Annotated in this window: 9 protein-coding genes, 1 tRNA gene and 1 pseudogene; 6 read left to right on the top strand and 5 right to left on the bottom strand. The window is 64.3% G+C overall.

Annotated elements, in window-relative coordinates; genetic code table 11:
* Positions 1 to 169: 169 nt before the first annotated feature.
* The 4 genes from QSV46_RS17595 (at position 170) to QSV46_RS17580 (ending at position 3720) form a co-directional block, all read left to right on the top strand.
* Positions 170 to 244: transfer RNA gene (locus QSV46_RS17595), tRNA-Gly, on the top strand.
* 76 nt (positions 245 to 320) lie between these two features.
* Positions 321 to 1307 carry an NAD(P)-dependent oxidoreductase gene (locus QSV46_RS17590; RefSeq protein WP_314953404.1) on the top strand — a complete coding sequence of 329 codons (987 nt, stop codon included), beginning with the start codon at positions 321 to 323 and terminating at the stop codon, positions 1305 to 1307.
* Between the two features lie 348 nt (positions 1308 to 1655).
* Complete coding sequence (locus QSV46_RS17585) at positions 1656 to 2930, top strand: PQQ-dependent sugar dehydrogenase (protein ID WP_314953401.1); 1275 nt, start codon at positions 1656 to 1658, stop codon at positions 2928 to 2930.
* Between the two features lie 196 nt (positions 2931 to 3126).
* Positions 3127 to 3720, top strand: coding sequence for a c-type cytochrome (locus QSV46_RS17580; RefSeq protein ID WP_314953399.1), 594 nt, complete (start codon positions 3127 to 3129; stop codon positions 3718 to 3720).
* Between the two features lie 73 nt (positions 3721 to 3793).
* Here QSV46_RS17580 and panE read toward each other — a convergent pair whose 3' ends face one another.
* The 4 genes and pseudogenes from panE to QSV46_RS17560 form a co-directional block, all read right to left on the bottom strand.
* Entirely contained in the window at positions 3794 to 4717 is a 924-nt protein-coding gene (panE, locus tag QSV46_RS17575; protein ID WP_314953397.1) for a 2-dehydropantoate 2-reductase, read from the bottom strand.
* A 106-nt stretch (positions 4718 to 4823) separates the two neighbouring features.
* Entirely contained in the window at positions 4824 to 5438 is a 615-nt protein-coding gene (locus QSV46_RS17570) for a 2-hydroxychromene-2-carboxylate isomerase (RefSeq protein WP_314953394.1), read from the bottom strand.
* A gap of 95 nt (positions 5439 to 5533) precedes the next feature.
* A pseudogene (locus tag QSV46_RS17565) lies at positions 5534 to 6878 on the bottom strand (MATE family efflux transporter).
* A gap of 88 nt (positions 6879 to 6966) precedes the next feature.
* A complete protein-coding gene (locus QSV46_RS17560) occupies positions 6967 to 7566 on the bottom strand; it encodes a DUF2239 family protein (RefSeq protein ID WP_314953391.1) in 600 nt (199 codons plus the stop codon).
* 147 nt (positions 7567 to 7713) lie between these two features.
* Here QSV46_RS17560 and QSV46_RS17555 point away from each other — a divergent pair, with 147 nt between their 5' ends.
* Entirely contained in the window at positions 7714 to 8379 is a 666-nt protein-coding gene (locus QSV46_RS17555) for a glutathione S-transferase (protein ID WP_314953387.1), read from the top strand.
* 23 nt (positions 8380 to 8402) lie between these two features.
* Here the strand turns inward: QSV46_RS17555 and ggt are convergent, their stop codons facing one another.
* Positions 8403 to 10154: a gamma-glutamyltransferase gene (gene ggt / locus QSV46_RS17550; RefSeq protein WP_314953384.1), complete on the bottom strand. Its 1752-nt coding sequence runs from the start codon at positions 10152 to 10154 to the stop codon at positions 8403 to 8405.
* A gap of 100 nt (positions 10155 to 10254) precedes the next feature.
* Here ggt and QSV46_RS17545 point away from each other — a divergent pair, with 100 nt between their 5' ends.
* On the top strand, positions 10255 to 11640 hold the full coding sequence (locus QSV46_RS17545) for an MFS transporter (RefSeq protein ID WP_314953381.1): 1386 nt from the start codon (positions 10255 to 10257) through the stop codon (positions 11638 to 11640).
* Positions 11641 to 11714 lie beyond the last annotated feature (74 nt).

Here is an 11714-nt window from a genome sequence, read left to right as displayed (position 1 = left end):
ATGGGGACTGATTCGGCGGTTCCGGGGTATTTTCGGGCGGTTCGGCCGGAATCGGGGTCCTGGATGGGCTCCCGAAACCGAATCTATGCCGCCGGTAGCTGTTGCATTCGCGCTCCGCTTTTGGCATACGACAGCCGTTGCCGGCGCAGTCATGCGACCGACACAGGATGCGGGTGTAGCTCAGTGGTAGAGCACGACCTTGCCAAGGTCGGGGTCGAGGGTTCGAGCCCCTTCGCCCGCTCCAATTTTCTCCCAAGCATCCAGTCTATCCGGACGGAATCGTGGTTTTCCACGCCGCTGGCGGCTGAATTGGGTCTCACATGACAACTCTGGTCACCGGCAGCGCAGGCCACCTCGGGGAGGCCATCATCAGGACGTTGCGGGCGCGGGGTTCCGCTCTGCGCGGGGTCGATCTCAAGCCATCGCCCTTCACCGATGCTGTCGGCTCGATCGTCGATCCCGACTTCGTGCGGCGCCAGATGGACGGCGTCACCGCCGTGATCCACACCGCGACGCTGCACAAGCCGCATGTGGCAACCCACAGCAGCCTGGATTTTGTCGATACCAACGTCACCGGCACGCTCAATCTGCTCGAGTCGGCCACCGCCACAGGCGTGCGCAGCTTCGTCTTTACCAGCACCACCAGTGCGTTCGGCTCGCAGCTCCGGCCGGAAGCCGGACAGGCCGCGGTGTGGGTCACCGAGGACCTGCCGCCGGTGCCGAAGAACATCTACGGCACCACCAAGCTGATGGCGGAACATCTGTGCGAGCTGTTCTTTCGCGAGCGCGGCCTGCCGGTCGTGGTCCTGCGGACCTCGCGCTTCTTTCCCGAGGACGACGACGATCCGGCGATGCGGTCGGCCTACGCGCTGGACAACGCGCAGGCCAATGAGCTGCTCTATCGCCGGCTGGATATAGCGGACGCGGTGAGCGCCCATCTGCTCGCCGCCGAACGCGCGCCTGACATCGGCTTCGCCCGCTACATCGTCTCGGCCACGAGCCCGTTCGAGCCGCGCCACCTCGCCGCGCTCGCGCGCGACGCGGCGGGTGTCGTGCGCGAGCTCTATCCGGATTGCGCGGAACTCTACGCCGCGCGCGGCTGGCGGCTCCTTCCCGAAATCGACCGCGTCTATGTCAACGAACGCGCGCGGCGTGAGCTGGGCTGGCGGCCCGAATTCGACTTTGCCCATGTTTTGAACAGCCTGCGCGATGGCCGCGATTTTCGCAGCGCGTTAGCTCGGAAGGTCGGGTCGAAAGGCTATCACGATGCGCCATTCGACGATGGACCTTACCCCGTCGCCCCGTAATCGCCGCGTTTGCTGTTTTGCTCGACAACCGGGATGAGCCGTTCTACTGTGCATGGGGTTGTTTTCGCACTTTGTGTGGCGGCCCCTCTCGCCGTCCGCGAATGAGCCGCGCGCCATCTTGATTCCGCGTTGCAGCGAGAGCGTCGTCGCCGCCGCGGAGGCCGCTCAGAGAAAATCCGCCTTATCTTTATTGAGCGCAACTGCAGCAGGCGCAGCGCGCTTCTCAGCGCTCGCAGATGTGCTAACCTTTTGCCTCTGCCGTTTCGACGGACAGCAAACCTCGCCTCTCGACGAGCCATAACAAAATAAACGTGCAGCTTTTGACGGCTGCCTTAGGGGAGTGACGCGATGACATCAATGTTCCATCGGTCCGTGTTGGCGCTTGCAGCCGTGGCCCTTCTTGCGGGAACCAGCGCCGGCAATGCGCAACAACAGGACAAGAACCGGGCGCTGAAGAAATACGAATCCGGCACCAAGGAATTCTGGACCCATCCACCGGATGACTGGTTCCTCGGCGATGAGACCGAGGCACAGAAGGGCCTGGCGCCGCCATCGGGCCCGCCGACCGGCGCTTCCGACGCCGAGCTCGCCAACATCGTCAAGAAGATCAAGCTGCCGCCGGGCTTCAAGATCGAGGTCTATGCCTCGGGCGTGCTGGCCGCGCGGCAGATGGCCTGGGGTGACAAGGGCACGCTGTTCGTCGGCTCGTTCGGCCTCGGCAACGTCTATGCCATCAAGGACAACAACGGAAAGAAGGAGGTCAAGACCATCCTGAAAGGGCTGAACATGCCCACCGGTCTCGCCGTCAAGGACGGCGCGCTCTATGTCATCGCGGTCGACAAGCTGATCCGCTACGACGACGTCGAGAACAAGCTCGACAATCCCGGCGAGGGTAAGGTCGTCTACGACGACATGCCGTCCTATGCCGCGCATGGCTGGAAGTACATCGCGGTCGACAAGGAAGGCTGGTTCTTCTTGCCGTTCGGACCACCGTTCAACGTCGGCATCCCGCCGACCAGCGTGTCGCAGATCCGGCGCGTCGATCCCAAGACCGGCAACGCCGAAATCTGGGCGCTCGGCGTTCGCAACTCGGTCGGGGGCGACGTCGATCCGCGCACCGGCAAGCTCTGGTTCACCGAGAATGCGCGCGACTGGATCAGCGACGATAAGCCGAGCGACAAGCTGAACATGATCAACAAGATAGGCGAGCATTTCGGCTATCCCTATTGTCACCAGGGCAATTTGCCGGACGACAAGTTCGCGATGGGCCACAAATGCTCCGAGTTCACGCCGCCGGTGCTGAACCTCGGCGCACATGTCGCCCCGCTCGGCATGAAGTTCTATACCGGCGACCAATTTCCGCCCGAGTACAAGAACAACATCCTGATCGCCGAGCACGGCTCCTGGAACAGGCACAAATATCAGGGCGCGCGCATCGTGCGCGTGATCGTCGGGCCTGACGGCAAGAACCCGAAGGAAGAGGTGTTCGCGTCCGGCTGGCTCGAGGGCGACCAGAACTATCTCGGCCGTCCCGACGACATCATCCTCGCCAAGGACGGATCGATCCTCGTCGCCGACGACTGGGCCGGCGCGATCTATCGCATCAGCTACAGCAAGAAGTAGCGCGACGAAGAAACGGAGGCTGCGGTGGCCGAGAGGTGCCGCAGCCTCTTTCATTTCAAGGTCCAATGCTGCCGTTCCGGATCGCGCGCCACTTGCATCCAAGTCCGGAACCCATATCCCCGAACCGGGGTTATGGATTCTCGCTCGTGCTTCGCACGCGCCTGAATGACGAACTCGACAGATCGGAATCTCTATCATGCGCCGGCAGCTTATCTCGCACGCAATCAGCGCGGTTGCGTTCCTCGCGCTCGGCGCTCTCCCCGCAGGTGCCGCCGACAATGCCGCGATCAAGGAGAAGGCCGCGGTCTGCTCCGGCTGTCACGGTGAGAACGGCATTTCGCAGACCGAGAACATCCCCTCGCTGGCCGGCCAGCCCGATCAGTTCATCCAGTGGCAGCTCGTATTCTTCCGTGCCGGATCGCGCAAGAATGACCAGATGCAGCCGATCGTCGAGGAGATCACCAATGAGGACATCCGCAATTTCGGCGCCTATTTCGCGGCGATGACGCCGCCGACGGCGGCGGAGGACGGGGATCCGGACCTGTCGAAAAAGGGCGCGCAAGTTGCCGTCGGCCGTCGCTGCGCCTCATGCCATACCGATAGCTTTGCCGGCACCAAGGCCGTCGCGCGGCTCGCGGGCCAGCGCGAGGAATACCTCATCAAGGCGCTGCACGACTACAAGAGCAGCCAGCGCGTCGGCGGGGGTGGCGCTGCAATGGCCGATGTCGCCTATCACATGAGCGATGAGGAGATCACCGCCGTCTCGCACTATCTCGCGTACTTCAAATAGCCGCGCACCCCACCGTCGTCCCGGATCTGCGCTTACGCTTGTCCGGGACGACACCGAGTGTGTGGCTGGTTACCTACCCCGCCCGCTGCTTCTCATACGCCTTCAAATGCGTATAGGCGATGCGCAGCTTCGGCACCGGGACCTTGGCGGCATCGGCGCGCGCGATGAGGTCGCCGATCACGTGATCGGCCTCGACCGGCAGGCCGGCTTTGACGTCGCGGAACATCGAGGCGGTCATCGGCGAGCCCTCGGTGGTGAGATTGCCCTTCACGCGCTCGAAGAACGGTCCGCCCGGCGTGTAGCCCGACGCGGTGGCGATTGCGCTGGTCTCGTCCAGCATGCCGAGCAGAAAATCCCGCCCGCCGGGGGCGGCGAGGATGTTGCCGACGGAGGTTCGCATCAGGCTGGTGCTTGCGGCGAGCGAGGACAGGAACACCCACTTCTCCCACATGTCCTGCATGATGTTCTGGCTGGCGGCGGCGCCATTGATGCCTCTCTTGAAGGCCTCGTCGATCGCCCTGACCCGGTCCGACAGCTTGCCGTCGCGCTCGCCGTAATTGATCGACTGCATCGGCTGCAGCTGCACCACCTCGCGCTTCTCGTTGAGCGTTGCGGCGATGGCGCAGAGGCCGCCGAGGACGCGCTCGGCGCCGAATTTCTGGTCGAGGATGTCGAGATGCTTCATGCCGTTGAGCATCGGAATGATCGCCGTATTCGGCCCGACCGCCGCCGCGAAGGATTTCATGGCGTCGTCGAGGTCGAACGCCTTGCAGCTGAGCAGCACGACGTCGAACTTGTCCTTGAGCTTGTCGGCCTCGACCCGCGGCGGGTCCTTCAGCGTCACGTCACCATTCGGGCTCTTGATGACGAGGCCGGCGCTGGCAAGCTCACTGGCGCGCCGCGCCCGGACCAGGAAGGTGACGTCGCGGCCGGCCTGCAACAGCCTGCCGCCAAAATAGCCGCCGATGGCGCCGGCGCCGACCACGAGGATACGCATTGTAGAGCTCCGCTGAACGAGGCGAATGGCGAGTAGGGAATAGCGAATAGGGCGAGAGGCCGCAAATGACGAGTCACAATTTCACGACTCGCTATTCGCCCACTCGCTATTCGCCCCCTTTCAGCATCATCTCCTCGACCTCGCGCAGCTGCTCCTTGCCGAAGAACATCTCGTTGCCGACGAAAAAGGTCGGTGATCCGAACGCGCCGCGGGCGACCGCCTCCTCGGTGTTCTTGATCAGTCTGCCCTTCACTTCCGGCTCCTGGGCGCGGGCGAACAGCTTTTGAGCATCGAGACCGGAGGACGCCAGCGCCTTTGCCGCAACGTCCAGATCATCCATCTTCTTCGGCTCGCGCCACATATGGTGGAAGGCGGCCTCGACGTATTTCTCGAACACGCCTTCGAGCTGCGCCGCAATCGCCGTCCGCATCAGGTTCAGCGTGTTGACCGGAAAGTGCGGATTGGACACGTAAGGCTGGACCTTGAAGCGCTTGACGAAGCGCTCGGTCTCGATCGCCTGAAATTCGGGCTTGTTCTTGACGCCTGCGAGCGTCTCGGCCGGCGATTTGTTGTTGGTCGATTTGAAGATGCCGCCGAGCAGAATCGGCACGTACTCGAATTTGACGCCGATGCGTTGCTCGATCGCCGGGATCGCCAGATGGCTGAGATAGGCGTTCGGGCTGCCGAAATCGAACAGGAACTGCGGGGCTGTGCGGGCCAAAATCGTTCTCCCTGAAGGCGCTTTTCGCCCATTGTGGCGCAGGGCGCGCCACAGGTCCACCGTTTAATGATGATCATAATACCTTGAGGATTCCGTCAGATCAGACGCCGGATCGCGCGCTTGCGCCACACCAGGAGGTAATAGCCCATCTGCAAAATGAACATGGCGCAGAACACGATCGGATAGGCAGCCCACACGCCCCCAAGGCCGATGGCGCGGCTCAGGATCACAGCGGCAGGAAGTTCGATCGCGACAATCGCGAAGATCGAGAGCAGCATCGGCGTGAAGGCGACACCCGCCGCGCGCATTGCGCCCGAAAATACCGTGGCGAGGCCGAACGGCACGGAGCTCCACAAGGCGATATGGAGTAGCCCTTTCGCGAGTTCGAGCACGGTGCCGTCAGTGATGAAGACGCCGAGCACGGCGCGCGGCGCCAGGTAGATCAGCCCCACCAGGCCGCCGGTCAGCACGATGTTGAACACGAGGCCGGTGCGCACGATTGCGTCGAGCCGCGCCCTGTCACCGCCGCCGATCGCCTGCGCGCCGAGGATCGAGACCGCGATCGAAATCGACATCGCCGTGAACTGCGCCCATCACCTGGTTGACCGCACCATAAGCGGCGGCGGCCTCGGATCCATAGCCGTTGACGAGGCCGAGCAGCACCAGCTCGGCGATCGCCATCACCACCATGCCGATTGCACTCGGCAACCCGATGCCGAGGACTTTTCCGAGCACGGCGCGATTGAGGCGCAGATGACGCAGCAGTGCGGCGTCCGGAGCCAGCGCGTGTTGCTTCCGCCTCAGATAGACGGCCAGCACGAGCAGCGTCACTATGTTGGCAATCGCAGCAGCCCATGCCGGACTGGTGACGCCGGCCGCAGGCAATCCGAACACGCCGCGGATCAGCATTGGCGTCAGGATCAGGCCGATCGTGGTCGACAAGGCCAGCGCCAACAGCGGCGTCAGTGCGTCGCCGACGCCGCGGATCATCGCTGTCATCAGCAGGAAAACGAAGCCGAGCGGCATCGTCAATAACGTGATCCGCGCATAGGCTCCGGCCTGGTCGAGGATGTCCGCCGGCGTCGCGAGCGCCATCATCAATTGCCGGCTGAAGAGGCCGCCGGCCGTTGCAACAGAAAGCGAGAGCAGCAGGCCGATCCCGAGCGTCGTGCCCGCGACGCTCTTGATCCTGCCGAGTTCGCCCGCGCCATACGCCTGCCCGATCAGCACGGTGGCGCCGGTGCTCAGGCCCATGACGAAGGCGAACAGGAAGAACATCACCGGGAAGAACGCAGATACCGCGGCGAGCGCGTCGACGCCGATCATCTGGCCGAGATAGACGTTGCTGATCGTCCCGAACAGCGATTGCAGCGCGTTGCTCAGCACCAGCGGGGCAAGGAAGCGGAGAAACGTCGTCCAGAGCGGCTTTGGAGCGGACATGGCTTGGCCTTTCATTGGAGCGTGCGAAGCCGTCGCCGCGCGAGGAGCGTGCGGCTTGGCCGTCGATGGGGGTATGAGAGATCGCGCCTTAAGCGCGGTCGCTGTAGGCGAGCTTGACGATGTGGTCGCGGATGTCGGTCGGCCAGTCCGCGATCAGTCCGGTGAAGCGTCGCCGGTCATCTGCAAACAGCGCACGGGAGGCCTCCTCGAACTGCGGCAGGTTGCCGGCCATGGTCGACATGAAGTGATAGGCCGCATCGCGCGCCTGCCGCTCGCGATCCCTGTCGCCGCTTGCGCGCCTGGCTTCTTCAACGAGCTTTCGCAGCGCGACCGAGGCGCCGCCCGGTTGCGCGTTGAGCCACTCCCAATGTCGCGGCAGCAGTGTCACCTCCCGTGCGACCACGCCCAACTTCGGCCGGCCGCGGCCGCGCGGCTCGGCCGGCGATTCAGCCGTCTCGGCCGGCAGCGGTGGCATCAGCGTCGCCAGCCGCGCCAGCACCTCGCGATCCCCGCCGCGCAGATCGAAGTCGATCGACCGGCCCGTGCTGTCCTCGAAGATGATGATGGGTTCGTCCGGCCGCGATGGCATCCGCTTGACCACCAGTGCGACCTCTCCTGCCGGTCCCGACGCCAGGCGGCGCTGGCCCTGGAAGGCGGTGAAAGTCTTCTGCATCGGAATCATTGCCATATTGATGAGGTCGGCAATTTAATACCCGGGTAAATTGTCAACGTCAATATGCCCGGGTAAAAATAATCGACCGGAGCGCTCGACATTGCGTTCCCGGGCTGGCACGAAACACGCGGCCGACCGACCCGCAGCCCTAAGGACCACGCGATGCTGACCGTTCACCACCTCAACAATTCCCGCTCGCAGCGCGTGCTGTGGCTGCTCGAGGAGTTGGGCGTGCCCTACGAGATCGTGCGCTACCAGCGCCAGCCGGACATGCGCGCGCCCAAGGAGCTGTACGCCATCCATCCGCTCGGCAAGTCGCCCGTCATCACCGACAACGGCAACACCATCGCCGAATCCGGCGCGATCATCGAATATCTCATCGCGACCTACGGCAACGGCCGGCTGATCCCCCCGCCGAACACGCCGGAGCGGCTGCGTTTCACTTACTGGCTGCACTATGCGGAAGGGTCCGCGATGTCGCCGCTGCTGCTGAAGCTGCTGTTCACGTTGATGCCGAAGCGCGCGCCGGCGCTGCTGCGCCCGTTGGTGCGCAAGGTCTCGAATCAGGCGCTGACCGCGCTGGTCAATCCGCAGCTCAAGCAGCACATGGATTATTGGGAAGGCGAGCTTGCGAAGAGCGAGTGGTTTGCCGGCAACGAGTTCACTGCGGCCGACATCCAGATGAGCTTCCCGCTCGAAGCCGCGCAAGCGCGTGGCGGGCTCGAGCTGGGCCACCCCAAGGCGATGGCGTTCCTGGAGCGCATCCACGCGCGGCCGGCCTACGCGCGCGCGTTGGAAAAGGGCGGGCCGTATCAGGTGGGGCGGTAAGTTTCCTCACCGCCTCGGCGAGGCTACTGTCCCGCGGCTTCCGCGCCCCGCGTGCGTGGATCGGGCGCGCCGAGCGGTCCGGTCGCCGTCACGAGAATCGAATTGGCTGACGTCTGTCCCATCGGCTCTACGATCACGTGATCCATCGCCTTCAGTTGGGACAGCACATCGTCGGGAAAGCCGCGCTCGACGCGGACCTCGTCCGGCAGCCATTGATGATGCAGCCGTGGCGCTGCGACGGCGGCGGCCACATCCATCTTGTAATCGAGCACGTTGACGATCACCTGGAGCACCGTCGAGATGATGCGGCTGCCGCCGGGCGAGCCCGTCACCAGCACCGGCTTGCCGTCCTTCAGCACGATGGTCGGCGACATCGACGAAAGCGGCCGCTTGCCGGGTCCAGGCAGATTGGGCTCGAAGCCGACCAGGCCGTAGGCATTGGAAGCGCCGACGGCCGCGGTGAAATCGTCGAGTTCGTTGTTGAGCAGCACGCCGGTGCCATCGGCAACGAGGCCGACGCCATAGCTGAAGTTCAGCGTGGTGGTGTTGCTGACCGCGTTGCCGCTGCTATCGACGACGGAGAAATGCGTGGTGTTGGTGCCCTCGCGCGGCGCGGCAGGAGCGGACGCGAGCTGCTTCGACGGCGTGGCGCGATCGGTGGAGATACCGGCGCGCAGCTTGGCGGCGTAGTCCTTCGCGGTGAGCGTCTCTGTTGGTGCGTTGACGAAGGCGGGATCGCCGAGATAGCGCGCACGGTCCGCATAGGCTCGCTTCATGGCTTCGATCAGCAGATGCAGCGATGCCGGCGAACCCTGCTTCAGGTCGGCGAGCTGAAACCCTTCGAGGATATTGAGCGTCTCCACCAGCACCACGCCGCCGGAGGAAGGCAGCGGCATCGAGACGATGTCGTAGCCGCGATAGGCGCCGCGTACCGGTGCGCGGATCACCGGCTGATAGGATTTCAGATCGGCTGGCGTCATGATGCCGCCGGCATCGGAGATGGCCTTGGCGAGCTTGTCCGCAACCGGTCCCTCGTAGAAGCCGCGCCGACCTTGCGCCGCGACATTCGACAGCGTCTCGGCGAGATCGCTCTGCACCAGCCTGTCGCCTTCGCCAAGCGGCGTGCCATCGGGCCGGGAGAATATCTTGGCCGAGGAGGGCCAGCGCGCGAGCCGTCGATGCCAGCCCGGCAAGGTGTCGGCGATGTCGTCGGTGACGATAAAGCCGTCGCGGGCAAGCGCGATGGCCGGCTCGATCAGTTGCGCCAGCGTGAACCTGCCCGAGCCGTGCTTCTCCAGCGCAAGTGCGAGACCCGCGACGGTGCCGGGCACGCCGACACCGAGTGCGGAATCCCGCGACTTCGCCGGATCAGGCTTACCGTCGGGTCCGAGAAAGATTTGCGCCGTGGTCGCAGCCGGCGCGGTCTCGCGATAGTCGATCGTGATGTCTTCGTTGCGTTGGGCCGAGTGGATCACCATGAAGCCGCCGCCGCCGATATTGCCGGCGCGCGGATAGGTCACGGCCATCGCAAAGCCGGTCGCGACCGCGGCATCGACGGCATTGCCGCCGCGGCGCAGGATGTCGGCGCCGACTTGCGCAGAAATCTTCTCCTGCGCGACCACCATGCCGTGCTCGGCGGAGACGGCATGCACCGTGTCGAGCGCGGGTGGGGCATAGGCCCGTCGCGCATCCTGTGCGGTGGCAGGCGCAAGACCAAGCGCCAGAACGGCAATGAAGGCGAAAAATGCCCGCCGTGTCGAATATGACGACATCATCAAGCTTCCGTCGTGGCCTCTGGCCCGTTCACACGCGTCGCTTCAATGCTATACGGTTTGCCCCAAGACAGGCAAAACTGTTCGTGAAGAGGACTGCGGAATGACGACGATCGCCCCGGATGCGCTCATGGCCGTCGCGCAGCGGACCTATCCGCCGCGCGCAGCCGTCGTCAGCTGGATCTTCTTCGACTGGGCCGCGCAGCCCTATTTCACGTTGATCACGACCTTCGTCTTTGCGCCCTATTTCGCCACCAGCATCGCGCCAAATCCCGCCACCGGCCAGTCGCTGTGGGGGTTTGCGATGGCCGCGGCCGGTCTTGCGATCGCGCTGATGTCGCCGCTGTTAGGGGCCATCGCCGATGCGTCAGGTCGCAGGAAGCCATGGATTGCAGGGTTTGGGACGCTGCTGGTGCTGGCGGCCTGTACGCTGTGGATCGGCAGGCCCGGTGATCCCTCCATCATTCCCCCTCTGTTGCTGGCGGTTGCGCTCGCCAGCGTCGGAGCGGAATTTGCCACCGTCTTCAACAACGCGATGATGCCGACCCTGGTCCCGCCGGAGCGCATCGGCCGGCTCTCCGGCACCGGCTGGGCCACTGGTTATATCGGCGGCATCGTCAGCCTGATCATCGTGCTCGGCTTCCTCGCCGCCAATCCCGAGACCGGCCGAACCCTGCTCGGCTTCAAGCCGCTGTTCGGGCTCGATCCCGTCAGCCATCAGGGCGATCGCATCGTGGGACCGCTGACGGGGCTGTGGTTCATCATCTTCGTGACGCCGCTATTTCTGTTCACGCCGGACTATCCCGCGAAGCGCCCGGTGCGCGCGGCGCTGCACGAAGGCCTGTCGGAGCTGAAGCAATCGATCAGGAGCTTGCCGCAGCAGAAATCGCTCGCGGCGTTTCTGCTCGCCAACATGATCTACACGGACGGCCTTGTGTCGCTGTTCGCCTTCGGCGGCATCTATGCCGCCGGCACTTTCGGCTGGCACACGCTCCAGATCGGCACCTTCGGCATCATGCTCGCGATCGCCGGCACGTTCGGCGCATGGTTCGGCGGCAAGCTCGACGACTCCCTGGGGCCGAGGCGCGTCATCGCCGGCAGCCTACTGCTCCTCCTGCTCGCAGTGGCGGCGATCCTTCTCGTCGACAAGGACAGCGTGCTGTTCGTCAAGGTCGCAGCTCCGCTGCCGGGCGCTCCGCTGTTCTCGAGCGCCGGCGAGCGCGCCTATCTGGTGCTGGGTTGTCTCATCGGCGCGGCCGGCGGCCCGCTGCAAGCCGCCTCGCGCACGCTGCTGATCCGTCTCGCGCCGAAGGATCGCATTGCGCAGTATTTCGGCCTGTTCGCACTGACCGGGAAGGTGACGTCCTTCATCGGCCCGCTGCTGATCGGCACGATCACCGCCGTGACGGCGAGCCAGAAGGCCGGCATGGCCGTGCTGGTGGTGTTCTTCGTCGCGGGACTGGGGCTGTTGATGCGGGTAAGGGATTAAAGCGGGATGAGTTTAGTCTGAATCGATTTGGGATTCCCAAATCAGTGTATTTCTGATTCACCATGCTGGCTGGG

Origin of the sequence: Bradyrhizobium cosmicum, from assembly GCF_032290525.1 — a bacterium.
Taxonomy (GTDB): Bacteria; Pseudomonadota; Alphaproteobacteria; order Rhizobiales; family Xanthobacteraceae; genus Bradyrhizobium; species Bradyrhizobium cosmicum_A.
This window is presented reverse-complemented; position numbering and strand designations above follow the sequence as displayed.